Genomic DNA, 25,988 nt, shown 5'->3' on the forward strand with positions numbered 1-25,988 from the left:
GGCGCGGCGGGCGGTGCCGCCTCCGGCGGCGTTTCCCGACACCTGTTGCGGCGCCAGGCGTCGTCGACGAGCTGCGACTGCCCGCGCACCGCGATGTAGTCATTGCGATAGGCGAGCTCGGCCACGACAGCGCCCCCCGCCCCGGTCTCCGCCTTGTCCATCAGCCTCTGCAAATCCGCAGTGCGGGCGGTGAGCGCCTTGCGCTCGGCCTCGAGCTGCTTGCAGTCGTACAGTTCGTATTTGCCGGGATCGGCGAAGGCCGGAGCGATCGTTTCGCTCATGCCGGCGCAGCCGGACAGCGCGACTCCAGCCGCAAACGGCGCGAGCAGCGCGCCAAAGACGCGCAGGCGGTGGGAAAGCGAAGCAGCCATGCCGGATGAATAGTCCCCGTGGATTGAGAATGCCTAAAGCAACAACAGATGTCCGGATTGAGGCTTTGCCTTATGCGGCCGGCTCACTTAAGGAAGAACCACCCATCCGGCCCGCGAGGCCCCCAGCCCAGACGGTCGGACAGGGACTTAAGTGTTTGATCTCGTTGGATCAAGCGGGCATGGCGGAATTGGTAGACGCAAGGGACTTAAAATCTCCTGTGGGTGTAGTATTTGCAACGGGTTACAAGGCACAGTGTGTAAATGTGCGTAACCCGGCCAAACTGCACACCTGGGGGCACCATGGGTTCGATCACGACGCGCAAAACACCTGAAGGCAAGACGACATACCGCGCCTTCATCCGCCGGAAAATCAATGGCAAGTCGGTAGGTCAGTCGAAGGTGTTTGCCACCAAGACGGCGGCCAGAGATTGGATACGCAACAACGAATCCGAGGCGGCGCTGGCGGCGATGGGCGCGGCCACCGGCCCCACGTTTTCGGCCCTGCTTGACACGTTCGTCCTTGCACCACCGATCAAGGGCACCAGGTACTGGACCCCTGCCCATATCGACTTTTGGCGGGCTGAGCTTGGCGCCATGAAAACGGGCGAGGTTACGCGCGGCGCCATTAACGCATGCAAGGCCAAGCTAGTGACACAGCAGGCTCGGCGTCACGCATTTGGCGGCGCGAAGGAAACCGGCAAGACGCTGACCCCTGCGGCGGTGAACAGGTATCTCGCCAGCCTGTCCAGCGTGATGAACTTCGCCGTCGCGCGAGGCATCATCGACCACCACCCGATGAAGGCCGGCCAGGTTCGCAAAGAGAAGGAATCGAAGGGCCGTCGCCGCATCCTTACGGCAGACGAAGAACAGCGCCTGTACGCCGCCGCCGAGGCTTCATCCTGGCGGATGATGCGGCTGTTCCTGCGTATGTGCCTGACCACGGGCGCGCGGAAAAGCGAGGTGTTGGGCTTGCGCTGGCAGGACATTGACCTGGCGCGCTCCGTGGGTTGGCTCCACGACACCAAGAACGACGAATCGCGTGCGCTGCCACTGGTGAGCGACGTGAAGGCAGCGCTGGCTGATGCGAGCAAGGTTCGCCAGCTTGCGAGCAGTTACGTGTTCTATGACCCTCTACACCCGGAGAAGCCGAAGAACATCGCCAGCCTGTGGAAGGCCGTCCGCCAGCGCGCGGGGCTCTGGCAGGATCGCGAAGACCCGCTCGACCAGGTTGTGCTTCACACCACGCGCCACACCACCGCGACGCGCCTAATCCGCGCGGAGAAGAACATCGCGAAGGTTCGCAACGTCACCGGCCACAAGACGCTGGCAGCATTGCAGAAGTATGTGCACCTGGACACCGACGACGCCGTTGACCTGGCCGAGCGAACGCTTGGAAAAGGGTGAAGCGTAGTTGACCCATCACGCCATAGATAACGCAGCGCCGCCCGTCAGGCGGCGTTTTTGTTTGTCTCGGCGCGATAAGTTTGGACGTCTATTTATAAAACGTTCAGCCGGCTGACATAACCGACATTCACGATGATTCATCGCCGCGAACGTTCGCTCAATCGCGCTCATGTACGCGCGTAACCCATTCACATAAGCGGTACTGGGCAGCGGAAATTGCATTCGCATAATTCGATCCATCACAACAAACCTTGATGGATTCGAGACGTGGACACTAATCAAATCGAACTGTCGGACCTGTTCACCGTTGAGCAAATGGCAGCGCGGTGGCCCAAGATTCTTTCCCAGATGACGTTGCGGTATCAACTCCGCAACCGTGACAGCAACGGGCTTTCGATGGCCGTTGTTCGGATCGGCAAGCGGGTGCTCATCAGCGAAAAGCGTTATCAGCAGTGGCTCGCTGAAAATGCCGGTGCCGCTGCGGAGATTGTGCGATGAGCCGCCGCCTTCTTACGGCCAGGGACTTCCTCGCATGGGAGCGCGCTAACGTGGACTTTCTCCATGACGTGCTGGAAGAAAATCAAAAGCGCGTCGACCACGAAGTGCTCAGCATGCTTCAGCGCATGATGGATTCCCGCGTCACCAAAGAACAGGCCGGCGACATGGTCCTGAAAACCATGCTTGGGACGCGCGAGGGTATCGTTTTCACGCGCGAAGGCATCACCCAAACGCTGCTGTCTATCGGCTGGGTTCCACCGTCCAAGCGTAAGGCCGGCGCAACCGAATGACGCGACGGCTGCTTACCATGGATGAGGTCTGGGCGCTTCAGGCTGCGGAGCGTGCCATTGGCGGCAAGCCGCTGCCAGTCGCGCGTGTTGAGCGCCAGGCAGCACAGCCTGTCGAGGCTATGGCGAAGCCGAAGCCGCTCCGCCAAAATCCTGATCCGAAGCCTGCTGACGAACATGCGCGCGACGAAGACGCGGCGCTTGACGATGAAACCGTTGATTCCGACGTTCGCATTTCGATGCTGCTGGCGGATCGCATGGCTGGCTCATTCTTGCACGAGCACGGCGGCAAGGGCTGGCGCGTCTACATCGACGGTAGGTGGGAAGCATGCGCCACTGGCGAGGAAACCGAAATCGCGAAAGTAATCGGGCCTGCAATCCTTAGGGATGCGCTTGGCAGCGCCGCGAGCGACGCAGACGCAGCCGGACGTATGATCCGGCTGGCGAAACGTGCCATGTCAGCCGCTGGCGTTAGCGCTGCTCTTCAGTTGGCACGCTCGGACCGGAGGCTGGCAGCTAGGCCGTCCGAATTCGATCAGGACCCTGACCTGCTGAATGTGGCTAATGGCGTCATCCACTTGCCTAGCGGCGAGCTGCGCCCGCATAACCCTGACCTGCGGATGGTTAGGCAGTCACCCGTTGAGTACAAGCCCGACGCGCAGGCTCCGCAGTGGCTTAGGTTCCTGGACGAAATCAGTTGTCACGACGCCGATTGGGTTGACTACCTGCGCCGCGCGCTCGCGTACACGCTTAGCGGGCGCGTAAACGAAGAAAAGATTTTCTTCATGCTGGGACGCGGCGCGAACGGCAAGAGCGTGCTGGTGAACGTGCTGCGTTCCGTGCTGGGGCCGTTCGTTGGCAGTGTGCCTACCAGCTTTCTGGCTACGTCGAAGAACGACGACAAGGAAGGCGCATCCCCGGTAAAAGCCAGCCTCCAGGGTTTGCGGATGGCGCTGGCTAACGAGGTTGAGGCAGGATCGAAACTCAGTGCACAGACGGTGAAGGAAGTGACCTCCACCGAAGCGATTGCGGCGCGCCACCTGTACAAAGACCTGTTCAATTTCACGCCAACGCACAAGCTATGGGTTCGCGGCAATCACAAACCCATCATCACAGACAACGACGAAGGCATCTGGCGCCGTATCGCGTTGATACCGTTCGAACGCAATTTCTCACCTGACGAGCAAGACAAGCGACTGGAAGAACGTCTTCTTTCAGAGCGCGAAGGAATTTTGGCGTGGTTGGTGGCCGGTTACGCGGAGTACCAGCGGAACGGGCTGCGTCCCGCCAGGCGCGTTGAGGCTGCCAGCGCAGCGTACCGTGCTGAGTCCGACCTTGTCGGCCAGTGGCTGGACGAGGAAGCGGAAATCGCCCCAGGTACAACGTGCACAAAGGACGCCGCCTATGCGTCCTATGTCGATTGGTGCCGTCGCGACGGTCTGGACCCGAAGACAAAGACCACGCTAACGCGAATGCTGGATGAGCGTGGGATAACGTCTGGACAGGCAAACACTGCTGGCCGCCCGCGCATTTACAAAGGCATGCGCCTCAAAAGCGATAGCTGCCCATTCTAATCAGTATGCCAGGCTTACGCAGACCAGTCACCAGGTGGCAAGCACTGCGACCACGGTTGAATTGTCCTGTTCGCTGCAAGTGCTGTTGAAGCAAAACAGCACCGGCAGCTTTAACACCACCCGATGCACGTTCGACACCTTTGCTCAAGGCCAGCAGTAAACTGCTGAGCTGCGAGCAACAAGAAACCCGCCATCGAGGCGGGTTTTTTGTGGGCAAGTAGGTCTGCACGACTTGCACGGGTTTGAAGCCGTTTTTGGCAAAGTTTCTTCAAATTCATTTCATGGGAAGACTTCCCGTAAAACGGCTCTGAAGTCGTGCAAGTCGTGCAGACCGGTTTTGCTCGTGTATTGATGCCACGCCATGCTTCTACCTGGGGCGCTCTCGCTCTAACCACCACGACCATGACCGACCACCCACGCGGCAGTGGTGGCTTGGCGGGGCGATGATCGTGGGTCCTTCCTGATGGGGTAGGTGCCTGCGGCCGGGCACGACCCCGAGCTTTCAAATGTGGATGCGCCGAAATTTTCACTTCCACGCTGCCAGGCGCGGCCACACGGCGCTCGCGCTGTGCATTCGATCAACGCATAGCCGAAAGCGCGGAGGCGCTTGTAGCGCGTTCTGCGCGGCCTTGCGGTGCTTCACACGCGTGATGCGGGGCGCGGACATCCAGCACGAGGAACTTTCTCCGTGGCTTGCCGAAACTTCAGCAAGGCGAGCGGAAAAGCAGCACGAGGAAATTGCGCCGCGAGCCAAGGACAATTCCTCACAAAGACGCGCATACCGCGCGAATCCGCAAAGACCACTGAGCACATGACCAAGCCCCGCATCCCGCAGCAGAACCCTCTCGCCGTCGTCGACGAACAGGCCCGTAACGCCTCGCCCTTCCAAGAGAAGTGGACGCCTGGCTTCGACGAACCGCGCCTCATCCCCCAGAACGCCGCTGCATCGACCATGCTCGACTTGGGGCGCTCTCTCGTGATCGACAGCGAGACGGCCTACCTGCTTGGCCTGGTCACCCCCGAGGTTGACCACGGCCATACGTTCGATGTCCCGCACGTAACCGTTCCGGCTGCCGACACGGTAGAGCTGGACCCGATGGCAATCCTGCGCGCCAATTCGTCCGTCGTTCGCGCTGGCGCTCGCATCCTGGTCGCGCAGGTGGCACCGGCAGAAGTCCGCGACGGCATCCAGGTGATGTTCCACCAGGACGCGCTGCTGCGCAGTGTCGATCCGGCCCCGTTCGCCCTGGTGGCCGATGGCGCTGATGCGACCACTTCGCCGCACCCGACGCATGACGCCCTGTTCAACTGGACGAACTGCCCAAGCTACGCATTCAGGACGAAAATCACCCGTGCCGACCGACGCTCCATCGGTGGCGACGGCCTGCGCGCCGCGATCATGATCGGCGTGCTGAAGGGCCTGGGCGAGCTGGCCGATAACCTGGTGCTCCAGGCCATCCTGGCGGCAACCCCCGCTGCGTTTTCTCTCGGCGCCGCCTCGGCACGATTCGCGAAATTCGACGAACTGCGCGCCCTGGTCGGCGCCGCCGGCACTGGCGCCGTAGTCGGCCAGGACGGCGTTCTGCGCGCGAACGGCATCATGGCCGAGCTGACCGCAGCCGCAACCCAGACGGTCATCGGCCGATTCACGCGCACCGCCGTCGCGATCCGCCCCGAGCTGGCCGTGCATGCCCACCGCATCAACAACAACGGCGACACCGAGATTTCCGTTTTCTGCAACGCGCAGGCGGTGGTGTCCACGCCGACTGACTTTTGGGTGGCAGCATGAGCAAGCAACCCCGCGAAAAGGTGAACGGCACGCTGCCCTCCGAGCTGCTGGAGCGTCTTGACAACGCAGTGCTTCAGATGAGCGAACGCGCTGGCTGCCAGCTTAGCCGCTCGCAAGTGATGGAGGCGGCCATTCAGCGCGGCCTCCCCACGCTGGAAGCTGAGGTGAACAAGTGAGCGCGCGCCGGAAAGTGTACGTTTCGCTGCCAGGCCACATCCTTGATCGGATCGAGCGCGAACGCGCCGCCGCTGAAGTGCGCGAGGACACGCCGGTAACCACCAGCGATGTGATCGAGGTGCTGCTAACGCTGGGCCTGGAGTTCGGTGGGGAGGACGCATGATCCGTCGCCTGTTCCAGCGTAAGAAAGCTGTCACGACGCCAGAGGCGGTGCTGCCTGATGAGGTGGCGACCGCGATTGAGATGTGCGGGGTGATTTTCCGAGACGACGCCGAAAAGACGCTCGTCAACCTGTGGGGGTTCACGCCCTTCTACTACTCGAAGCAGGGCAGCATCGACGCCATCCGCGCCGCGTTCCCTGGGCTGACCGATAACCAGTATGCGCGGGCCGCGCGCTACCTGGACAGCACCGTCGCAAAGCGGGCCATGATGCAGGGTAGTGCGCGCGCAGATCGGCCGAAGTGGCGCGACTGGAAGCCGCTTCGAGTGACCGAATAGAACATGAGCCCGGCGCGTGGGGTTAATCACGCGACACGCGGCAGCAACGTGGGTCCACTGCCCGGCGAATCCCCCGCTGAAAATAGGGGCATATCTCCCGAAGGTTCAAACACGACCCCATGAACATCATTCGAAAGCTGCTTTCAAACAAGGCAACCCCCGCCGACGCGCCACCTACAAGCAAAAAGCGCCGCAAGCTTGCCAAGCGCTGCAAGAAACCGCTCGGCGCGGTTCGCCTGGACGCTAACGCGCCCATCATGGATCAGCTCCGCTCGTGCCTGTGACCATCGACAAGGATATGACCGTCAGCGACGCAGTGCTTGCATCGCTGGCCGGCGTGAGTGCGCGTCGCATCCGACAGCTCGCCGAGGACGGTCGCCTGGAGCGCATCGGCCAGAACAAGTATCCGCTCGGCGCATCGATTCGCGCGCTCCTGGAGGATGCCGCTGGCTCTGGCTCCGAACTCCAGCGCCAGCGTACGCGAAAGGTCGCCGCCGATGCCGAGCGTGCCGAGCTGGAGGTGGCAAAGGCGAAGGGCGAGGTAGCACCAATCGCTGAGATAGAGCGCGTGTGGGAGACCAAATTCGCCATGATCCGCCAGGTTATGACCACCATCCCCGCGCGCGTGGCTAACCGGATCGTGGGTGAGAAGGACGAACGCCGCATTAAAGACTTGCTGCGGGATGAGATTTACGACGGCCTGATGCGCGGTGCTGCGGCCGAAATCAACATCGGCGATGAAGACAACGACGACCATGAATAAACAATTGAAAGCCGCCGCCAAGCAATCACTGGTATTCCTCAAGGCTCCGCATGAAACCATGCGCGAGCGCGCCGACAGTCTGGAGAGCGGTGCCGTCCTCGCGCGCCAGGTGATCGAGCTGGCCGTGCGCGGTGGCCGAGACGACCTGGCAATGCGTGCGCTGGAGCTGGCGCAAGACCTGGAGCGCCAGGCGTGATTGATCCTCGCGACAGGAACCGTTCGCTGCACGTGGAGCGATGGATTCCCAATAACGACGCCGAGTCGTGGGCTGGGTGCGTGGACATGCTGCTGCCGCGCGTCGGCATCGAGCATCGCGACCGCGACCTGGTGGAGCGCCGTCGCCATGCGCGCCTGCTCGCCATAGCGGCGTTGCGTGCCGCTGGCGAAGGCGACCTGGCGGATAGCCTAGCGGCCTAGCGGCGCATGCGCGGCATCCAAATGCTGCTGCAAGGCAAATGTGAGCCCGAACAGTTCCTCAGGGTGATATCGATAATCAGCGCTCGCAACTTCTGCGCCGCTTTCGACCCATGCCGCTCCCGCTTGCTCGTATTCGGATCGGGTCATGTGCCCGTACTTTTCGTATGGATACCGCAGCGCGATGAAGTTTGAGCCGAGGTCTTTCAGCACACCGGAAGGATCGGACGTGAGCGCTGAAGGTCCAATTCGCTCGCTGGCAACGCTCAGCAAGCGTTCTTGCACGGTTGAAGGTAGCTGCGCGAAAAGATCGTGATATCTATGATGCGTGCCCGATTTTCCAGTGGCTTTCTCTAAAGCGGCCTTCAACAGCAACTCAAAGGCAAGCAGCCGCAGTAGATAGGCAGAGTCTGACTCGTCCCCGGCCTGTCGAAGCTTGTCGGCGGCTTGGAGGCGTGTGTCGGCCTCCTGGAGCATCAGTTCGTGGCGAAGTGGCGTCATAAAGTCCCCTTGTCTCTGCCAGCCTAGTACTCGCCAGGCTTCCAGTCAGTCACGGTGGCAGGCACGTGCGTGTAACCGAGTGCGGCGAACAAATGGAAGCGGTGGAATCCCTCCCGCAATTCGTAGCGCTGCTCGCCAGCACGCTGGAACAGAAGAACTGGCGGCAGTGGCGTGCCATCGCAAATCGCTGCCAGGATGCTGGCGCTACGTATCACGCCGGGCCTGTCGGGGTCGGGCTTGTCGAAGTTCGGCGTGCCGGGGCTGCGCACTACCGGGTCAATCAGGGCAATCGCTATCGGTTCGCCGCCGGTACTCGAAGGCGCTGCACCGGCTGGCACGAAGTCCGCCATGCCGGCATTGGCTACCAACGCCCGCGCCTCTGCCAAAGTGTTCGGGTCAATGGGCATCGCCAGCCTTAAGGGTTTGCGCTGGCCGCGGCAGTTGGCTTTGGCGAAGCATCATCAATGCGCCGACAGAAAAGCGAAGCCATGCAAAGGTACTCGAACGCTTTTTGTGCTTCCTCTAGCTTGCCGTGAGTATGCGCGAGCGGGTTGCGGACACCCTTTGCGTATGCGGCAAGCATTTCCATGAACCCAAGCTGCTCGTTCCGTTTGGTTTCATCGGACAGGTCGCTGAAGGCCAAAATTGGTGCCTTCAGGCTGAACGCCTGCTGCCCAAGCTTTGCGCCGTCCAACGTCAAGCCAGAGGCTTCTCGGAGATACTGGAAAACTGCTTTCGCTGATTCCTCCACGGCCTGGGCATAGTGCTCGTCCACAAACAGCTTCGTGCAGCCCTTGGCGATGTATGGGTGAAGATGGCTTAAGTACGCCAGCACGATACGGTCAGCCGGCATGCCGGATTTCATCGGCACTGCGCGATCCGCCGGAATAACGTCGTCCTGGTCCAGCGCCTCCAGCCTGCCGGCAACGGCGTTCAGCCTATCCACCACTGCCCGAAGAGATGGCCCCTTGATCTGCGACACTTGGCTAAGCCCAACAGCCGCATCAAGAGCGTCCCAAACACTGCCGGTGGCCTGGTGCCCCATCGTCCATCCAGTTTCGAAACGCTCGATGTAGGGCCTCAATGCTCCGAGCCGCCGCGTTAGCCACTGACTCTGCTTTTCCAACGCGTCAACGTTGCGGACCGGATAGCTTGGGATGGGTTGACTTAGCGAGTCGCCCCACAGCTTACGGTGTGCAATCAGATTTTCACGGAACTCCTCCAGTGCCTGGAGAAATTGCCCTACGCGCATCGAGTCCATTGGGTCCCCCTATAGAGCAGCAGCGGCACGGCGGATTCGCTTCCGTGCCTCGGTCGCCGCACGCATCGCTGGCGCGCTGTTCGCGACGCTTGCTGGCAGCACGTAGCGCCGACCAATCTTCTCCACGACACCACGCTTCGCCAGCCTGTCCAGCTTCCTGACCGCACTGGGGCGCGGCACGCCCGCATGTTCGGCGATCTTGCTCGCTGTCATCGGACGCGCTTCAGCCGTGCCAATGAACACCGCCATGAGCAGCGCGATTTCATCCGCGTGAGTGCCGAATCGTGCCGTGCGAAGGTAGGCCTCCCCTAGCTCGCGGATTACGTCCAGCATGGCGGCGGCGACTATCGCGCGCTCGCGGGCGTGGCGGTTGGACATCAGGCGCGTGATTGATGGTGCCCGGGACGGGGCTCGAACCCGTACGGCTTGTGGCCGAGGCATTTTAAGTGCCTTGCGTCTACCAATTTCGCCACCCAGGCAGCGCCGCGAGTATAGCGGCGTGTGTAATTCGTGCGTAACCCGGATCGCAAACGACCACAAGCCAGCGACACGAGCGTGAACCTGCGTGAAGATAGATTAATGAAATCAACGCGTTGCTATGCGTTACATGTTGATGCTTTGTGCTGGGCCTAGACTTAAAATCCCTCGGTGCGCAAGCGCTGTGCCGGTTCGACCCCGGCTGCCCGCACCACGAGAGCTGACACCGACCCGCTGCGACGGGCTCCAAGACGCAGGCCTGCGCCCACGGCTAGTAGCAGGCCTGCGCCCACGGCTAGTAATTGAGGCGCACGAGTACGGCGTTGATTCCAAAGGGGCTGGCCGCAGCCACATCGCAAACGCCGTGTCGCACGAAGACACAGGCCGTTATTTCATGGCTCGTCAGTGCACAGTTTCGTTGCGAAAAATTGGCCGGCAATTCGCTCGCCAGGCTCAAAGGGCCGATGATGCGGTTGAAGCCGCGTTCGTGCTGTTTCACCAGAGCCGGCAGCTGCCCCTTGGCCAGAGGGTCGGCCGGATAAAAGGAATAGACGGGACGGCCGACGGCAAGTTGCCCGCGCCCGGATAAGAAGGGGTCGTGCATGCCGTACAGGGCCAGGCCGCAGAGGTCCGGATCGGCGTCGAGTTCCGCCGCCAACCGGGCCTCGCCCGTGCCCCGCATCCAATTGTCGCGCATGATGTAGGTTGCGCCTGACAATCCGAGCGACAGCAGCACCCAGCCCGCGCAAACAACAGGAAGCGCCGAGACGCGCCAAGCGCGTTGCCGGCGCATCATCTGGACCCAATCGCCGGAGCCAAGCCCCGCAGCGATGATCAGCAACACGATCGACAGGAAGATGAAGCGGTATTCCTTGTGCACGATCATGCTGTGAAACGCGACATTCACGACCGCCGCGACGATCAGCAGAGGGGCATGCCGCCAGCCACGCCAGAGCGCCAGAAACATCAGCAGCGTCGCGCCCGACCACAGAATTGAAGTCAGAAGGACGTAAGCGAACGCCGGCGCGACACCGAATTCCGATGCGCGGTCATGTAAGAGATTCTGCTGAATGTTTTGGACGAGCCACGCGAACGGCGTCGAGCCGTGCGCAACGTCGATGCCAGCCGCGATCGCCAGAGCGACGCATCCTCCGCCAATCAGCGGAAGCGCGTTTCGCAAATCCCTCCAGCACGCGCCGAGCACGAACACCGCACAGGCCGGCGCATATTGAAAGCGCCAGACAAAAGCGAGCGCGAGCAGTGCGCCGCCGATGAATAGGCGGTTTCGCGAGAGTTCCCCCGTCAGCAGCAATGCCGCTGGCAAAATGATCGCCGTCGCCAGCGGTTCGCTCAGCGTGTGAGGCGCGAAATAGACCAGCTCGAACCAGACAGCGGCAGCCAGCGCTGTGACGATAGCGTGCGCCCGCGAGATTCGTGCGCCGAAATGCCAGGCCGTCACCACGATCGACAGCGAGGCAAGTCCGACTAACAGGCGCGGCACGACGAAGGCGCCCCACCCGCCCGGCGCAAGCCAGTCTCCCAGCGCGACCGGCCCCGCGAACAGGGTCGGCAAAAACCAGCTCCGGATGCCGTCGCGCCATTCCCAGGTGACGACTCCCTCATGGCCGAGCAGGCGCCAGGCGGGCTCCAGATACTGATAGATCTCGTCGGCATGGTTGATGTTCGGCCAGAAGGCGAGCGGCAGCCGCACGGCCGCAGCCAGCAACAGCACTCCACAGAGGATGCCGTACCGCGCCGCAAAGCTCTTGGCCTTGACGGCTGGGGCGGTGACGGCGGCGGACAGAACTGCGGCGCTGGCTGTCATGGTTTTTTGGCTTCGCCGGCAAAATCGGGCCTGACGTAAACAGTCTCGTAAGCGCCGGTGTACTGCTCGCGCCAGCCGCGCTGCTCGACGAGAAAGTGCCGCAGCTGGTCGTGCGCCTTGACCCACAGCACGGCGTCGATCCGGTACTTGTCGAGCACCGTGTCCCACGCCGCCTCGTCGACCTCCCAGCTAACCAGCGTGAAATAATCGCGCAGCAGATCGTCTGGATAAGACGTCGCGGCGCGGCCGTCGACGAACAGGGGGACCGTGCCGTGAGTGCGGAAAATCAGGTATCCGCCGACATTCCAGTTGTTCAGGACCCGCGCGCCGGCAAAATGCTTTTGCAGGTAGCCGGCGTCTTCGCTCGACAGCATCTCCGGAAGCGCGAGATCAGGCGCAACGCGCAGGTAACCCATCGGCAGGGTGCACAGACCGACGATGCCGGCGGCGAGCAGCGGTCCACGAACATCGCGATTGGTGAACCGCGCAGGCAGCAACCGGTCGATGTGAAGCGCCAACGGTCCGGTCGAGAATATGAAGAAGAACGCGATGTACCTGAACTGATAGAGCCCCACGACCAGGAACAGCCAGGACATCAAGCGTGGTTCGAGCGGGATGGGCTTCGAGTTTCGAAAGTGCAGCTCGAGCGCGACGAAGGCGAGCATGTACAGAATGCCGGGAAGGCTGCCCGGCATTTCCATGTTGTGGTAGTAGGACAGCCACTCGCCAATATTGCCCTGGACGAAGTGCCCCATCGTCGCGGCTGCACCGGTGTAGATGTTCCAGCCGAGCGGATTGACGAATGTCGCAGCGAGACATCCGATTCCGGCGAGCGCATAGATCCTGAGATCGGCCCAGGCGCCTCGGAGCAAGGCTGCGCAGAAGAACACGCCGATCACGAAAAACCCGAGCAGGAAGCCGCCGTGCAGATTGGCCCAAAGCACCATCAGTAGAGGAAGCACGAACCACCGCGTTCGCCTCAGGCATTCACGGTAGAAGACGACGCAGAACAACATTGTGCATGTGTTCGGCGACACCGCGAGATAGGTATTCGGCGACGCTTCGTAAGCGGGATAGAGCAGGCACGCCAGGAAAACGGTGATGCAAACCGCGATCGGCGACGCGCCGAAGCCGAGACAGATGGACGTGAGGGTGCCGACGATCGCCGCGCCACATACTACCGCAAACAAGACGAGGCCGCCAAAGCCCGCATATTGAAACGTTGCACTGGCGAGCGCGTCCCAGAGCCAGGACAGATTGAACCATGTCTTGTCGCCGTGGGTGAATGACCAGGGGTCGTGGAGAGGGATACTGTTCCGTTCACGGATGAGATCGCCGGCGCCGAGGTGCCAACCCAGGTCGTAGTGACCAAGCAGAACCGGCGCGTTCAAAACGTAGAACAGGCCAATGAACGAGATCAGGAACAGATAGATTGCCGAGCTGAGGAAGAACGGGCCGATTGCGTTCGCAACCTTGTCGAATGTCGGCTCGTGCCAGACCTGGTGCTGATCCATCGCTTCCCTCACGACAAAGCGAGCCTGACGGCTCTGCGCGCCCGCTGGTCGCCGGATGCGAGCTTTGTCGCTGACTTAGGGGCAAGTTATCTAAAGTAGAGTAAATTAGGACGATGCAATCGGTGGGGGTTGGCCGGAGGAGACCGTCCCTAATGCGGCTTAACCGGGCCGGCAAGGCTAGGACGGAGGTGTTCGAACGCACACAAGCTTTTGTTTACACTTGAAAAATTGTCGCCCAATGTTTGTTGGAGATCTGGCAGTGAGTGCTGATGATGCACCGCCAGCCGCAGCATTGATCGAGGGGATTACCCGCCGAGATCGTTATGGCCGATACGGCCTACGACGCCGATCATTTACGTCAAAGCCATTGCCGACGTGCGCTCAAATATCCGCTCGACAAGCATCTTTATGCCCAGCGCCATCTCGTCGAATGCTGCCTCTCAACCCAAAGCGCCACCTCGAAAAAGGCGACACGCGTCATGGATTCAGGCCTTCCGGCTCGAGGCGCGTCGGCGCGGCACGAAAATCGAGCAGCAGGATCCAGAAGCATGTCATCGCGACAATGAGGAGGCCAAAACCGCCCTCGAAAGTACGCCCCGTAATCGAGATCAGCGCGGGAACGAGCAGGCCGACGGTGAGGACGGCGGCGAGTGCCAGGGCCGGAAGATCGACGATGAGAATGGCGGCATAGAGCGCGAGCTCGAAGAAGGCATATTCCTTGAGGCGCGGCGAGCTGAGATAAAGCGCGAACATCGCGAGCACCGTGACGCGCGTGGCCGCGAAGGGATGGTTCATCAGCCAGCGATCCAGTCGCACCAGTAGCGATCCCTCTCCCCGCGCCGGTCCGCTCCCGACCGCGCGCAGGACGAACATTGCGAATGGCACGAGCACGAGCGCGGACGCGCCGAGCGCATAGGTCGCGAACACGGCCGGCTTGCTGTCGCCGAGCCCGGCATGATCCATGAGGCTGTGCGCCAGCAGCAGCAGCGACGGATTGATCTCCACGAGATCGACGGAGTGCTGGTTCGGGATCTTCCCCGCAATCGCAAGCAGCCAGCTCGAGAACAGGTCGGCGTAAAATACCCTCGATATCACGATCGGCAATGCGAAGCTGAACATCGCCACCGCGATCAGCACCAGCTTGCGACCGCGCGGCAGCGGCAGGAAGTAGAGCGCGGCAAGGACCGGGAAGAACACCAGCTTGAACGAGGTCACGATGCCGAGCAGCGCAGCGCCCGCGAGGCGAAAGGAGAAGCTCTGGTCCTTCCATGCTCCAGATGTCGCCGGACGAAACAGGAGCTTCAGCGCGATCACGGTCAGCACGCCGCTCAGAATCGCGAAATTCCCCGACGCCAAGACCCATTCGAAGCCGACGAACGCGCCAAGGGCACAGAGCACCCTGAGCCCCACATCGCGCGAGCTCGCTCGCGTTCGGCCGAGACCGGGAAGCAGCAGGCCGCAGAGCACGGCGAGGACGAGATGGACGACTCTGTGGTGGTCGACGAGAAAGCCACCCGCGCATAACGGGCGGAAGACGTCGAGCGTCACCGGCAAGTAGGGATAGGAGAGCTTTGTGCCCTTCAGATTTTTGACGAAGTAGGGATCAAGCCCGTCAGCATGGGCATCGACCGCTGCGCAATTTACGCGAACGTCCCAGCCATAATGATAGGTGTCGAGCGTGGTGTCGTTGGCGAGATTGCCGAGCACCAGCAGCGCCGTCAGCGCGATCAGGCAGGCAAGCCAGATGTTCCGCCTCGCGGTCATGTCGACCGAGGGTCCCTGCCATCGTGCTGTACCGGTCACGTCGGACACCGCGAAATACCTGTCCCTCTGTGTTCCCTCGGCGCCTTGCGCGGCGCCTCATCAGGCCACAATGGACAGGATGAGTTGCGGATTCATCTCTCCGGTGCGCTGTCCCCCATCTTATGGTGAACAGCCGGTTGCCGCTTCGCCGCGCGCACGGGCAGCGGAACCGGCCGCCCAAACAGCCAGCCGGCTGCTCTACCGCGACGAGCGGGCGGCCAACCATGCGTCGAGTGCTTCGCGCGTGTCCTGTGTCGCCGCCATACGCGCGAACTGCTCGCTCTCGATAGCGAGCCCTTCCGAGATCGAGACGTTGAGGCCCCGCGTGGCGGCCGTGATGACCCGGGCAACCGCCAGGTGCGAATGCCGCGTGATGCGATCGGCCAGCGCGAAGGCGGCGTCCAAAAGCTGTTCGTGCGGCACGACGCGGTTGACCAATCCCATCTCATGAGCTCGCTGTGGTGAAAAGGAATCTCCCGTCAGGAGGTATTCCAGCGCCCGCTTCCGGCCTGCGAGCCGCGGCAGGCGCTGCGTGCCGCCAAAGGTCGGCGTGATGCCAATCGCAATCTCCGGCTTGGCAAAACTCGCCCGCTCGCTCGCGACGGCGAGATGCACGGCTTCCGTGATCTCGCAACCACCGCCGAAAGCGATGCCGTTGACCGCAGCGATGATCGGCTTCGGAAACGCCTCCATGCGCGCCGTCATCGCCTGCCCGCGCCGCACGAAGTCCTTCACCGCAACATCCGGCCCGGCCTTCACGCTCTCCGAGAACTCGGCGATGTCGGCGCCGGCCGAGAACGCTCGATCGCCCGCCCCGGTCAGGACGACGGCACGAATATTCGCTTCGTCCTCGATGCGGTCGAGGATCGCCATCAGGCGGTCGATCAGGGCGTAGCTCAGGGCGTTGAGCTTGTTCGGGCGATTGAGTGTGAGCAGCGCGACATCGCCGCGCGTTTCCGAGAGTACGAGATCGGACAAGTGCAGGTTCCTTCCAGATCGAACAGGCCGGGAAGTCAGCACAGCGATCTTGTCGTGTATACTCACTAGGCGGTATACATTGATCGATGTCCAGGAATGGCGACAACACACGCGAGCAGATCGTCGTCGCGGCGACGCGTCTCTTCTATGGTGAGGGCATCCGGGCGGTGAGCATGGATGCGGTCGCCGAGAAGGCGGGCGTCACCAAGAAGACGCTCTACTACCACTTCACCAGCAAGGACGAGCTCATCGCCGCGACCATCGCGGCCAGGGATCAGCCGACGCTCGAGCTCTACATGCGCTGGTTCGCGGAAACCGAGGGCACGGTGGCCGAAAAGGTCCGCGGCCTCTTCACAAAACTGGGACAGTCGGTGGATACGCCACGGTGGCGAGGCTGCGGATTCCTGCGCACGATCGCCGAGCTCGCAAACACGCCGGCACATCCTGCGGTCAAGGCCGGCGCGGCGCACAAGAAGCGTTTCGAAGCGTGGCTCGAAACGGAATTGCGCGGCCATGGCATTGCCGACGCATCCGCGCTCGCACGCCAGCTCGTGATCCTGCTCGACGGCGCAACGACCGTGATGCTGATCCATCGCGATATCGACTATGTCGACACCGCGGGACAATTGGCGCTCGGCCTGGTCGAGCAGGCCCGGCGCGCCGGTTGACGGACGCCAATAGCCGTTCCAGGGGGCGGCAGCCTCACCAATTCTTGTCCGCCCCCGTCCTGCCTGACAGCCATCCCGAAACATGGGTTGTGCGACGCAGCATAAGAGATAGAAAAGTCTCTGAATTTCAGAGGTGAATTTCCTTGTCCGACGTGAATGCCGACGGCTGGGTGTCCTCGGGACACCGGCCCATGGGTTTCCCCGAATTCGTCATCGTGATCGCGTCCATCATGGCGCTGAATCCGCTTGCGATGGACATGATGCTGCCGGCGCTGCCCAAGATCGGGGCCGCCTTCAATATCCCTGTCGCCAACCATCTTCAGCTGGTGCTGTCGACCTTCCTGATCGGCTTCGGCGCGGGCCAGTTCGTCATGGGCCCGTTGTCGGACCGCTTCGGCCGTCGCCCGGTGCTGCTCGGCGGCATGGCCGTCTATGCGGTGGCGAGCGTGCTGGCGGTCGCGGCGCCCTCGTTCGAGACGCTGCTGCTGGCGCGCGCGCTCCAGGGGCTCGGCACTTCGGCGACGCGCGTGATCGCGACTTCGATCGTGCGCGACTGCTATGTCGGCCGCCGGATGGCGGGCGTGATGTCCCTCGCCATGATGGTGTTCATCGCCGTACCCGTGATCGCGCCTTCGTTCGGGCAGGCGGTGCTGCTGGTGACGCATTGGCGCGGCATCTTCGTCGTACTGATGCTTTACGGACTGCTCGCGCTCGCGTGGTGCGTGCTGCGGCTGCCGGAGACCCTTCCCGACACCGAACGCAGGTCGCTTGCGCCCGCCGACGTGCTCTCGGCCTTCCGGCAGACCGTGACCAACCGCCAGACCATCGGCTATGCGACGGCCGCCGGCTGCGTCATAGGCGCCCTGTTTGCCTATGTGTTCTGCGCCCAGCAGGTGTTCACCGGCATCTATCATCTCGGCCATTATTTCCCGATCGCCTTCGCCGCGATCGCGGCCGGCACCGCTATCGCCGGCTTCGTCAATGCCAGGCTGGTCGGACGCCTCGGCATGCGCGTGATCTCGCACGGAGCGCTGGCGCTCTACGCCGTGGTGGCGGGCGTGATGCTGCTGACGGAAATCCTCGGCATTCTGCCGCTCGCCTTGTTCATGGCGCTCTCCGCGCTGATGATGTTCTCGTTCGGCATGATGGTCGCCAACTTCACCGCGCTTGCGATGGAACCGCAGGGCCATATCGCCGGCACCGCCTCCTCGCTCTACGGCTCTATCACGACGTTGATCGGCATCGTGGTCGGCATGGCGATCGGCCAGAGCTTCGACGGCACGCTGCTGCCGTTCTCAGCCGGCTTTTTCCTGTCGACACTGGCCGCGCTTGCGATCGTGCTGGTGGTGGAAAAGGGACGGCTGTTCAAGCCGCATCATCACCCTATCGCGTAAGGCGCACAGGAACTTCGCGCAGCTCTCGATGTTGGCCTGCAGCAATCGAGAGATCAACCATGGAACGCGAGAGCAACAAGGACGAGCGCGGGCAGCACGTCGAGGAACGCGAGCACGAGCCCGCCTCGCCCGAACACGGCGAGTTTCATCCGCCCTTCGCAAGCGAAGGACTGCAGCTGGTGCGCGACAGTCCCTGTTAGAAAGAGAGACGGGGTGGGCAAAGGGCAGACAAGCCGCTTCGCCCATCCTGCGCAGCAGTCACGCCGCCCGCGCCAGCTCGGCGACGCGCTCCCAGGTCGTCGCCTTCATGCTTGAGCGAGCCTGTATGCGGCCAAGCCAGGCCACGAGATTGGCATGCGGTGCGCCGAGCACCGACCATTCCGGAATGCTGGCGAAGAATTCCACGCCGGGTGCAACCAGCAAGTCCGCCAGCGAGACGTCGTCGCCGGCGAGATAGCGCTGGTCGCCCAAAAGCCGCGCGAGCTCGGCGAACACGGTGATGGCCTTCGGCATCGCCTCCTTGATAGCCTCCTCATTCGGTTGAAGTCCCATCAGCCGCGGCCCGACCACGCGATGGAAGATAATCACGCTGCCGACACCCTGGAAGAGATACCAGTCGTTGATGTTCATGACCTGGTCCATCCGCGCTGCACGCCTGGGATCGGACGGCGTGAGTTTTGGCTCGGGCAGGATGCGATCCAGGTAACGCAGGATGGCCTGCGTCTCATAGAGACTGAAGTCGCCGTGATCGAGCACGGGCACGCGACCGAACGGATGCTTGGCTAGATACTCCGGGGTCTTCAGCGTGCCCGGAACGACAGGTGCGACGCGATAAGGTGCGCCCTTCTCTTCCAGGGTCGCGAGCACACTTCGGGCGAACGGGCTGCCCGGGACGCCGTGAACGATGAATTCCGACATGATCAGTCTCCCTTGGTTACAAAATTCTTTCGCGCGCAGTGCGATCAACGCCTCGTCCGAAGAAGACGAACGAGCCGATTCAGCCTCCTGTTCGCGTCTGCGCGGCTTCCTTCGCGAAGCGATCCAACAGGCCGGGCCAGCCGCCGTCGACATCCTTGCGCAGGGAGGCGCCTGCTTCCGCGCCCATGGTCTCGAACTTGTGGTGCAACAGCTCGACGATGGTGACCTCCGCGCCTTCGGCGACGAAGCGCACGTCCACCTCGGACTTCATCGCCGCATCGGGCTTCCACTGGGCATTGACCTGCCACAGCATCGCCAGGCGATGCGGCGGCTCCCAGACGATGATGGTGGCGACCGTGGTCTCGGCACAGTCGTCGGCGATTTCGAGCCAGCGGCCGCCGAGCCGCGGCTCCATCAACACCTTTTCGATCGGCTTCTTGCCTACGCCGAAATTGTAGGGCCACCAGCGCGTCAGCCCCGCCGTGAATACATCGAACGCATGGTCGATCGGCGCCTCGACACGAATGGTCTTGCGTACCGGCGCCAGGGCAATCTGCTCGTTCATCGTTTCCCCTTCTTCGCCTTGTAAGACTTCTCGGCTTCGAGCTTGAACGCATCCAACGCATCAATCCAGAAGCTGTCGAGCCAGACGCGCAGTTCGAGCAGGCCTTCGCGCCGCACTGAGTAGATCCGCCGCACGCCTTCGCTACGCTCCTCGACGAGGCCCGCCTCCTTCAGAACTTTCAGATGCTGCGACACCGCCGGACGCGAGACCGGTAACCCCGCGGCGATTGCATTGACCGGCCGCGGCCCGGCGCGCAGGCGCTCCAGCACCTCACGGCGGGTCGGGTCGGCCAGCACGGCCAATGTGCTTCCGTAAGCCATAGCTTACGGTAAGCCAAAACTTACGTATTTGTCAATCAGGATGGCGCAAACAAAAAAAGTGGCGCCGCTGTTGGCAGCGGCGCCACTTCGCTGGATCGGGTTCGCGTCGAGCGCGACCTACTCCGACTTGTCGTCGTTCCACCACACCGGGGTCGCGGGAGGATGCCGGTGAGCGACTTGCGCCATGAGCTCGGCGCCAGATACTGGCCGAGCGGGACGTAGATCACCTGCTCATAGGCTTCCTTCTGGATGTCGGCGGCGATCTTCTTCTGCTCGTCGAGCGAGGCCGCGCGGACGAAGGAGTCCTTGAGCTGCTCGATCTTGGCGTCTTCCGCCCAGCCGAACCAGCCGCCCTTCTTGCCCTGGCCGCCGATCGAGAGATTGGCGATCGGGTTGGAGACGTCGGCGCTGACCCAGTTGGTGAAGAACATGTTCCTGCCGCCCTCCTTCGGAGGCTTCTGGCTGGCGCGCCGGCTCACCACCGTCCGCCGGTCGGTCGCCTGCAGGTCGACCTTGAAGCCGGCCTCGCGGAGCTGCTGCGCCGCCACGATCGGCTGCGCCTTAAGCGTGATCACGTCGCCCGGCGACATGATCACGACCGGCGTGCCGTCATAGCCGGACTCGGCGAGCAGCTTCTTGGCTTCCGCCATGCCGCCGCTAACGCGGCCCTTCGGGTCCGGATCATGCTCTAGTCCGCCGTACGCTGGCTGGCACTGACATCATCCGCAGCACTCTCTGGCGCCGCGCCCTGTCCGCGCGGCGGCACCATCAGCACAATCACGTCCCGCGTGAGACCCGGCCGGCCCCACAGAGTTGCCTGCACGGTGAACTCGCGCCTGACGAAGTGTCCGGCGCGCCCGGACACCCATTCCATCCAGCGGTTGCAATAGTCCTGGCCGCGGAAACAAAGCGCGGCCCAACCGCGGTCCAGCGTGGTCTTGCGCGGCAAGCCCCAGGTGTATTGATACTCGAACGGTCGCGCGTAATTCGGATGATCGGGACTGTAGAACGCCGTCGCGAAGGCCAGCGAGTCGTCGCCGCTCACGGCGCTTAGCCGCTCGCCGGTCAGTTCGTGCCACTCGCGAGTCAATTCGCTTGCCGCCTGCACGTAGAAATTCCGGCCCTCTTCGTAGCCGTAATTGTTGCGATAAACGGCATGGATCGGCGCGGCGACCAGGACGGCGGCGAGCGCGACGCCGGCCGCGATCACTGTGAGGTTGACGGTGTAGAAGCGCTCGATCGGGTAGCGCGTGCCGCAGACCACGGGAACGGCGAACAGGAACAGCCCCTGCAACGCCCACAGCGACGGCAAATCCGTCCCCATCGCGAGCGAGGTCAGGACCGGCAGCACGATCGTGCCGACCGCAACGTAGAAGAGAAGTCGCAGGCCCGGACTCATTGCAGCGAAGTCGGCCGCAAACTGTTTCATGCGCGTCCCTGCGATGAACACCCAGATCACGGCCGATACGCTCATCGCCGCCACCAGCCCCAGCAGGAAGTTCCTGACATCACCGAGCTTGCTCACGGCGTCGCCGTTGGCGTGCGCCATCGCATAGGTGAAAGTCGAGGCCCCCGTTGTCGCCAGCCAGTAGATGTGCGGCGACAACACCGCAAGCCCGGTGACGGCTGATATCCAGGGCGACGCGGAGGTGAAATAGGCCCGCCGCGCCGGATGCGCGAGCGCGGCAAACGCGAAGCTCGCGACGAGGAAGATCGAATAATATTTGCCGACCATCGCCAGCGCCGCCGTACATCCAGCGGCAATCGCCCAGGATGCACGACGGGTCTCGAACGCGCGCAGAAAGCACCAGGTTGCCAGCGGCCAGGTCGCGAGCAGCACCGCATTGGCATTGAAGCGCTGGGCATGGAATTGATAGGCCGGCGTCAGCATCAACAGCAGCAGCACCAGGATACGCTTGTGCCCGGTCACGAACTGCCGCGCGATCAGGTCGACGAAGAACAGCGCAAGCCCCGCATTGACCATCGCCATCAGTTGCAGCGACCACTCGCTCACCGGAAAGACGGAAGTCCAGGCGGCGGCAACCCAGCCCATCAGCGGCGGATGCTTGTGATAGCCCCAGGCGAAACGCCGCCCCAGCGTCCACGCCTCGAGCGTATCAGGATGCAGGCCGCCGCCGGCATAGGCGATGGCCAGATAAAGCGTCCAAATCGCAACGAAGCAGGCGATGAGAAGTGGGACGGCCCAGCCAGCCTCGACACCATCGAGCCAACGCAGGAAGGGCCGGCGCCATCGCGCCGGCGCGCGATCGGACCGCTCGGCCATCGCCTGGAATGCAAAATCGATCGGCACGGGAATCAAAGCGAGGGAATCAAATCGAGCAAGGAAAGTGATGTGCGAGCTATGCACATCTATTTCAGGTTAGAAACAAATAGCAATAATTGGAAACTGGAAGGGTTAAAAGCCCACGGCCTTCTCAAGCTTGGAGCAGGCTGACAAACGACAACGGCGCCGCTGGTGACAGCGGCGCCGCATGTTGATCGGGACGAAGGGCGCGAGAGGCGCCCTCGCCTTACTCGGACTTGTCGATATTCCAGAACACCGGGGTGGCCGGACCGTCGAGCACGCCGGTGAGCGACTTCCGCCACGCGCTCGGCGCCAGATACTGGCCGAGCGGCACGTAGATCACCTGGTCATAGGCTTCTTTCTGGATCTCGGTCGCGATCTTCTTCTGGTCGTCGAGCGAGGCAGCGCGGACGAAGTCTTCCTTGAGCTTCTCGATCTTGGGATCTTCCGCCCAGCCGAACCAGCCCTTCTTGCCCTGGCCGCCGATCGAGAGATTGGCGATCGGGTTGGAGACGTCGGCGCTGACCCAGTTGGTGAAGAACATGTTCCAGCCGCCCTCCTTCGGGGGCTTCTGGCTGGCGCGACGGCTCACCACCGTCTGCCAGTCGGTCGCCTGAGCATCGACCTTGAAGCCGGCTTCACGGAGCAACTGCACGGCCACCGTCGGCTGCGCCTTCAGTGTCACGACGTCGCCGGGCACCATGACCACGACGGGCGTGCCGTCATAGCCGGACTCGGCGAGCAGCTTCTTGGCTTCCGCCATACCGTTGCCCTTGACCAGCGATTCCGAGCCGACGTCGGAAGCGAACGGCGTGTCGCAGATGAAGAACGCGCCGCAGATCTTGTAGTACTTGGGATTGCCGACGAGCGCGTCGAGCACATCCTTCTGATTCATCGCGAGCAAGGCCGCTCGGCGAATCTTCAGATTGTCGAAGGGCGGATAGAGGAAATTCATGCGACCAAGGGTCTGATAGCCGAACTTGTTCAGGACCTCGACCTTGAGGTCAGCATTGCCTTCGAGCACAGGCAGCAGGTCCCACGGCGGCACTTCCATGAAGTCGATGTCGCCCGACTGCAGCGCGTTCACCGCGGTCTGCGAGTCCGGCATGGTGATCCACTCGACGCGATCAACCTTGACTACCTTGCCACCGGCGGTCCAGCTTGCCGGCTCCTTGCGCGGTACATAGTCGGTGTTCTTGACATAGACCGCCTTCACGCCGGGCTGGAATTCGCCCTGCACGAACTTGAACGGGCCGGATCCGATCTGCTCGGGGATCTGCTTGTCCGGCGGCGTCTCGGCGAGTCGCTTCGGCATCATGAAAGCCACGCGCGAGGACGGCTTGCCGATCGAATCGAGCACGAGACCGTAGGGCTCCTTGAGCTTCAGCGTGATGGTCTTGGCATCGGTCGCCTCGAGGCTCGCGGTGAAATCCCACAGCTTCTGGCCCATGCCGTCAACGGCGGCCCAGCGCTTCAACGAGGCGACGCAGTCTTCCGCCGTCACCGGCGCGCCGTCATGCCATTTCAGGCCGTCGCGCAGCGTGAAGGTATAGGTGAGCTTGTCGTCGGAGATCTTCCAGTCCGCCATCTGCGGCTGGATCTTGAAGTTCGCGTCCGTCGTGATCAGCGTGTCGTAAACCATGTAGCCATGGTCACGCGTGATGTAGGCGGTCGTGAAGATCGGATCGATGATCCGCAGATCCGAATGCATCACCGCCGTGATGGTCTTGCCGGCCGCAAACACCGGCGAGGCCATTGCCGTCGAAAGCGCGACGACCGACAGCGCAAGTTTGGAGGCGAACGCGCGACGCCCCCCGGCGCATCAAGCTCAACATAGAAAGTTTCTCCTGACGTGAAACTGTTCAAAGGCAGGTTATTGGTTGAGCATCCGGTTCGTTCTTTAGGCGAACCAACCTTATGCAATGCCTTTATCTTTCGAGACTTGCAGACAGTGTTGAGCGCGTCAATCCGGTTTCGTTGCAGCCCGTCGCGGCGTGCACACGGGCTCCACAAAGATCAGTTTAGCTCTACAACGCTATCCGCTAACCCGCCTTCGGGGATGCAATGCGTGTTCCACCTTTCAAAGCCCGAGAGACACCCAGATGAATCCAGCCAATCTCCCTTTTGATTCCGAGGCCATGCTCCAGGGTCTGCGCAACTGGGTCGAATGCGAGAGCCCGACCTGGGACGCAGGGGCAGTGAACCGCATGCTCGATATTGCAGCGCGGGATATGGCGATCATGGGTGCGACCATCGAACGCATCGCCGGCCGGCAAGGCTTTGGCGGCGTCATCCGCGCGCGCTTTCCGCATCCGAAGCAGGGCGAGCCGGGCATCCTGATCGCCGGACACATGGATACCGTCCACCCCGTCGGCACCATCGAGAAGCTGAAATGGCGGCGCGAAGGCAACAAGTGCTACGGCCCCGGCATCTTCGACATGAAGGGCGGCAACTACCTCTCGCTGGAGGCAATCCGGCAGCTGGCGCGGGCCTCCTTCACCACGCCCTTGCCGATCACCGTGCTGTTCACGCCGGACGAGGAGGTCGGCACCCCCTCGACACGCGACATCATCGAGGCCGAAGCCGCGCGCAATAAATACGTGCTGGTGCCCGAGCCGGGTCGTGCTGATAACGGCGTGACCACGGGACGCTACGCCATCGCGCGCTTCAATCTGGAGGCAACGGGCCGGCCGAGCCACGCCGGGGCGACATTGTCCGCGGGACGCTCGGCGATCCGCGAGATGGCGCGGCAGATCCTCGCGATCGACGCGATGACGACCGAGGACTGCACATTCTCGGTCGGCGTCGTGCATGGCGGCCAATGGGTCAACTGCGTGGCCACGACCGCGACCGGCGAAGCGCTCTCCATGGCCAAGCGTCAGGCCGACCTCGATCGCGGTGTCGAGAAGATGCTGGCGCTATCAGGCACAGCCAATGACGTCGCCTTCAAGGTGACGCGTGGCGTCACCCGTCCGGTGTGGGAGCCGGACGCGGGCACGATGGCGCTGTATGAAAAGGCGCGCGGCATCGCCAAGTCGCTCGGCGCCGAACTGCCGCATGCGAGTTCCGGCGGCGGCTCCGACGGCAACTTCACCGGCGCGATGGGCATCCCGACTCTCGACGGCCTCGGAGTTCGCGGCGCTAACGCCCACACGCTCGAGGAGTTCATCGAGGTCGACAGCCTGGTCGAGCGCGGGCGCTTGATGGCCGGACTGCTTGCGACGCTCGAATAATTGAATCAACGTCGCACTGCACAATGCCTCAGCAGGTGCGATTGAAATTTGACCTTGTTCAGAATTGAGCCGCATCGTACCGCCCGATTGTCCACGCAACGATGCGGGAGAGATCGCAACGAAGGTTTCAGCTTTCGTTGCTGCGCCGACGGAGCACCTCGTGACAGATGGGGCGCCGCCAACGGCCTTTGACCGGCGGTTTGCCGTCTCTAACTCAACGGGAGCCCCGGAACCTGCCATGACAAATATCGCCATCATCGGCGCCGGCATCACCCGCTTAACGATCGCCCATGCCCTGCTCGAAGGCGGCAGCCAAGGCCACCTCGCTACACTTGGGGTTGAGCGCGAGTTTCGTCATGCATCCTGAGTGGTCAATGCCGGAGCCCGGGGCGGCCCCTTGATACGGCCCTGCCCTTGGCACACAATTTGCCCCGCAAGGACGACTTCTCCG

General features: G+C 62.5%; 30 protein-coding genes, 1 tRNA gene and 2 pseudogenes. 17 read left to right on the forward strand and 16 right to left on the reverse strand.

The features are described from left to right. A partial coding sequence (locus tag AC629_RS04115; RefSeq protein WP_084803555.1) for a PepSY-associated transmembrane domain-containing protein occupies positions 1–371 on the reverse strand: 371 nt, incomplete at its 3' end. Positions 372–671: 300 nt separating this feature from the next. On the opposite strand from AC629_RS04115, the gene AC629_RS04120 reads away from it, so the two are divergent. The 12 genes from AC629_RS04120 to AC629_RS44875 all read left to right on the forward strand — a co-directional run bounded on the left by AC629_RS04120 (position 672) and on the right by AC629_RS44875 (position 7,778). After that, positions 672–1,775 (forward strand): tyrosine-type recombinase/integrase, encoded by a 1,104-nt coding sequence (locus AC629_RS04120; RefSeq protein WP_084803506.1) that lies wholly within the window; start codon positions 672–674, stop codon positions 1,773–1,775. 267 nt (positions 1,776–2,042) lie between these two features. After that, positions 2,043–2,273, forward strand: coding sequence for a hypothetical protein (locus tag AC629_RS04125; RefSeq protein ID WP_084803507.1), 231 nt, complete (start codon positions 2,043–2,045; stop codon positions 2,271–2,273). After that, complete coding sequence (locus AC629_RS04130; RefSeq protein WP_084803508.1) at positions 2,270–2,563, forward strand: hypothetical protein; 294 nt, start codon at positions 2,270–2,272, stop codon at positions 2,561–2,563. The genes AC629_RS04125 and AC629_RS04130 overlap by 4 nt, the downstream gene beginning before the upstream one ends. 17 nt (positions 2,564–2,580) lie before the next feature. Then, the gene (locus AC629_RS04135) at positions 2,581–4,134 is read left to right on the forward strand and encodes a DNA primase family protein (RefSeq protein ID WP_168195391.1); all 1,554 of its coding nucleotides are present in this window, start codon (positions 2,581–2,583) and stop codon (positions 4,132–4,134) included. Between the two features lie 811 nt (positions 4,135–4,945). Further along, the gene (locus AC629_RS04140) at positions 4,946–5,923 is read left to right on the forward strand and encodes a hypothetical protein (protein ID WP_084803510.1); all 978 of its coding nucleotides are present in this window, start codon (positions 4,946–4,948) and stop codon (positions 5,921–5,923) included. Then, complete coding sequence (locus AC629_RS04145; RefSeq protein ID WP_084803511.1) at positions 5,920–6,099, forward strand: ribbon-helix-helix domain-containing protein; 180 nt, start codon at positions 5,920–5,922, stop codon at positions 6,097–6,099. The genes AC629_RS04140 and AC629_RS04145 overlap by 4 nt, the downstream gene beginning before the upstream one ends. Further along, the gene (locus tag AC629_RS46520; RefSeq protein ID WP_168195392.1) at positions 6,096–6,263 is read left to right on the forward strand and encodes a hypothetical protein; all 168 of its coding nucleotides are present in this window, start codon (positions 6,096–6,098) and stop codon (positions 6,261–6,263) included. The genes AC629_RS04145 and AC629_RS46520 overlap by 4 nt, the downstream gene beginning before the upstream one ends. Then, positions 6,260–6,598 (forward strand): hypothetical protein, encoded by a 339-nt coding sequence (locus tag AC629_RS04150; protein WP_084803512.1) that lies wholly within the window; start codon positions 6,260–6,262, stop codon positions 6,596–6,598. Before AC629_RS46520 ends, AC629_RS04150 begins: the two co-directional genes overlap by 4 nt. Positions 6,599–6,717: 119 nt before the next feature. Continuing rightward, a complete protein-coding gene (locus tag AC629_RS46525) occupies positions 6,718–6,882 on the forward strand; it encodes a hypothetical protein (protein WP_168195393.1) in 165 nt (54 codons plus the stop codon). Continuing rightward, the gene (locus AC629_RS04155; RefSeq protein ID WP_143198895.1) at positions 6,873–7,361 is read left to right on the forward strand and encodes a terminase small subunit; all 489 of its coding nucleotides are present in this window, start codon (positions 6,873–6,875) and stop codon (positions 7,359–7,361) included. The genes AC629_RS46525 and AC629_RS04155 overlap by 10 nt, the downstream gene beginning before the upstream one ends. Continuing rightward, positions 7,354–7,557: a hypothetical protein gene (locus AC629_RS04160; RefSeq protein WP_143198896.1), complete on the forward strand. Its 204-nt coding sequence runs from the start codon at positions 7,354–7,356 to the stop codon at positions 7,555–7,557. Before AC629_RS04155 ends, AC629_RS04160 begins: the two co-directional genes overlap by 8 nt. Beyond that, positions 7,554–7,778 carry a hypothetical protein gene (locus AC629_RS44875; protein WP_143198897.1) on the forward strand — a complete coding sequence of 75 codons (225 nt, stop codon included), beginning with the start codon at positions 7,554–7,556 and terminating at the stop codon, positions 7,776–7,778. Before AC629_RS04160 ends, AC629_RS44875 begins: the two co-directional genes overlap by 4 nt. Here the strand turns inward: AC629_RS44875 and AC629_RS04165 are convergent. The 9 genes from AC629_RS04165 to AC629_RS04210 form a co-directional block, all read right to left on the reverse strand. Next, positions 7,767–8,276 (reverse strand): HEPN domain-containing protein, encoded by a 510-nt coding sequence (locus AC629_RS04165; RefSeq protein WP_084803515.1) that lies wholly within the window; start codon positions 8,274–8,276, stop codon positions 7,767–7,769. The two genes, AC629_RS44875 and AC629_RS04165, sit on opposite strands and share 12 nt — an antisense overlap. A 23-nt stretch (positions 8,277–8,299) precedes the next feature. Beyond that, positions 8,300–8,683, reverse strand: a complete 384-nt coding sequence (locus tag AC629_RS04170) for a hypothetical protein (protein WP_084803516.1) — start codon at positions 8,681–8,683, stop codon at positions 8,300–8,302. Positions 8,684–8,691: 8 nt separating this feature from the next. Further along, positions 8,692–9,537, reverse strand: a complete 846-nt coding sequence (locus tag AC629_RS04175; protein WP_084803517.1) for a TIGR02391 family protein — start codon at positions 9,535–9,537, stop codon at positions 8,692–8,694. A gap of 9 nt (positions 9,538–9,546) precedes the next feature. Further along, complete coding sequence (locus AC629_RS04180; protein WP_168195394.1) at positions 9,547–9,915, reverse strand: helix-turn-helix domain-containing protein; 369 nt, start codon at positions 9,913–9,915, stop codon at positions 9,547–9,549. Between the two features lie 15 nt (positions 9,916–9,930). Beyond that, positions 9,931–10,016 (reverse strand) — tRNA-Leu (locus AC629_RS04185). Positions 10,017–10,309: 293 nt separating this feature from the next. Beyond that, positions 10,310–11,839, reverse strand: a complete 1,530-nt coding sequence (locus tag AC629_RS04190) for a glycosyltransferase family protein (RefSeq protein WP_084803519.1) — start codon at positions 11,837–11,839, stop codon at positions 10,310–10,312. Continuing rightward, positions 11,836–13,353, reverse strand: coding sequence for a hypothetical protein (locus tag AC629_RS04195; RefSeq protein ID WP_084803520.1), 1,518 nt, complete (start codon positions 13,351–13,353; stop codon positions 11,836–11,838). Before AC629_RS04195 ends, AC629_RS04190 begins: the two co-directional genes overlap by 4 nt. A 477-nt stretch (positions 13,354–13,830) precedes the next feature. After that, positions 13,831–15,165, reverse strand: coding sequence for a hypothetical protein (locus AC629_RS04205; protein WP_245331710.1), 1,335 nt, complete (start codon positions 15,163–15,165; stop codon positions 13,831–13,833). A gap of 189 nt (positions 15,166–15,354) precedes the next feature. Continuing rightward, positions 15,355–16,134, reverse strand: a complete 780-nt coding sequence (locus tag AC629_RS04210; RefSeq protein WP_084803522.1) for a crotonase/enoyl-CoA hydratase family protein — start codon at positions 16,132–16,134, stop codon at positions 15,355–15,357. Positions 16,135–16,220: 86 nt separating this feature from the next. Here AC629_RS04210 and AC629_RS04215 point away from each other — a divergent pair, with 86 nt between their 5' ends. The 3 genes from AC629_RS04215 to AC629_RS46530 all read left to right on the forward strand — a co-directional run bounded on the left by AC629_RS04215 (position 16,221) and on the right by AC629_RS46530 (position 18,396). Continuing rightward, entirely contained in the window at positions 16,221–16,802 is a 582-nt protein-coding gene (locus tag AC629_RS04215; protein WP_084803523.1) for a TetR/AcrR family transcriptional regulator, read from the forward strand. Between the two features lie 143 nt (positions 16,803–16,945). Beyond that, positions 16,946–18,196 (forward strand): multidrug effflux MFS transporter, encoded by a 1,251-nt coding sequence (locus AC629_RS04220; protein WP_084803524.1) that lies wholly within the window; start codon positions 16,946–16,948, stop codon positions 18,194–18,196. 59 nt (positions 18,197–18,255) lie between these two features. After that, the gene (locus tag AC629_RS46530) at positions 18,256–18,396 is read left to right on the forward strand and encodes a hypothetical protein (protein WP_168195395.1); all 141 of its coding nucleotides are present in this window, start codon (positions 18,256–18,258) and stop codon (positions 18,394–18,396) included. Positions 18,397–18,454: 58 nt separating this feature from the next. Here the strand turns inward: AC629_RS46530 and AC629_RS04225 are convergent, their stop codons facing one another. From AC629_RS04225 to AC629_RS04250, 6 genes and pseudogenes are all read right to left on the reverse strand, one after another. Then, positions 18,455–19,114 carry a glutathione S-transferase family protein gene (locus AC629_RS04225; protein ID WP_084803525.1) on the reverse strand — a complete coding sequence of 220 codons (660 nt, stop codon included), beginning with the start codon at positions 19,112–19,114 and terminating at the stop codon, positions 18,455–18,457. Positions 19,115–19,193: 79 nt separating this feature from the next. After that, positions 19,194–19,679, reverse strand: coding sequence for an SRPBCC family protein (locus tag AC629_RS04230; RefSeq protein ID WP_084803526.1), 486 nt, complete (start codon positions 19,677–19,679; stop codon positions 19,194–19,196). Then, positions 19,676–19,999, reverse strand: coding sequence for an ArsR/SmtB family transcription factor (locus tag AC629_RS04235; protein WP_084803527.1), 324 nt, complete (start codon positions 19,997–19,999; stop codon positions 19,676–19,678). The genes AC629_RS04230 and AC629_RS04235 overlap by 4 nt, the downstream gene beginning before the upstream one ends. A gap of 117 nt (positions 20,000–20,116) precedes the next feature. Further along, positions 20,117–20,652, reverse strand: a pseudogene (locus AC629_RS04240) (ABC transporter substrate-binding protein); the annotation flags it as partial. 35 nt (positions 20,653–20,687) lie between these two features. Then, positions 20,688–22,283, reverse strand: a complete 1,596-nt coding sequence (locus tag AC629_RS04245) for a glycosyltransferase family 39 protein (protein WP_084803556.1) — start codon at positions 22,281–22,283, stop codon at positions 20,688–20,690. 247 nt (positions 22,284–22,530) lie between these two features. Beyond that, positions 22,531–24,139: pseudogene (locus tag AC629_RS04250) on the reverse strand (ABC transporter substrate-binding protein). 267 nt (positions 24,140–24,406) lie between these two features. Here AC629_RS04250 and AC629_RS04255 point away from each other — a divergent pair. Together AC629_RS04255 and AC629_RS49730 are read left to right on the forward strand one after the other, a co-directional pair. Continuing rightward, positions 24,407–25,537, forward strand: coding sequence for a M20/M25/M40 family metallo-hydrolase (locus AC629_RS04255; RefSeq protein WP_084803529.1), 1,131 nt, complete (start codon positions 24,407–24,409; stop codon positions 25,535–25,537). 238 nt (positions 25,538–25,775) lie between these two features. Then, a complete protein-coding gene (locus AC629_RS49730) occupies positions 25,776–25,904 on the forward strand; it encodes a hypothetical protein (protein WP_283845491.1) in 129 nt (42 codons plus the stop codon). The last annotated feature ends 84 nt before the right edge of the window (positions 25,905–25,988 follow it).

The organism is Bradyrhizobium sp. NAS80.1 (assembly GCF_001908205.1).
Classification (GTDB): Bacteria; Pseudomonadota; Alphaproteobacteria; order Rhizobiales; family Xanthobacteraceae; genus Bradyrhizobium.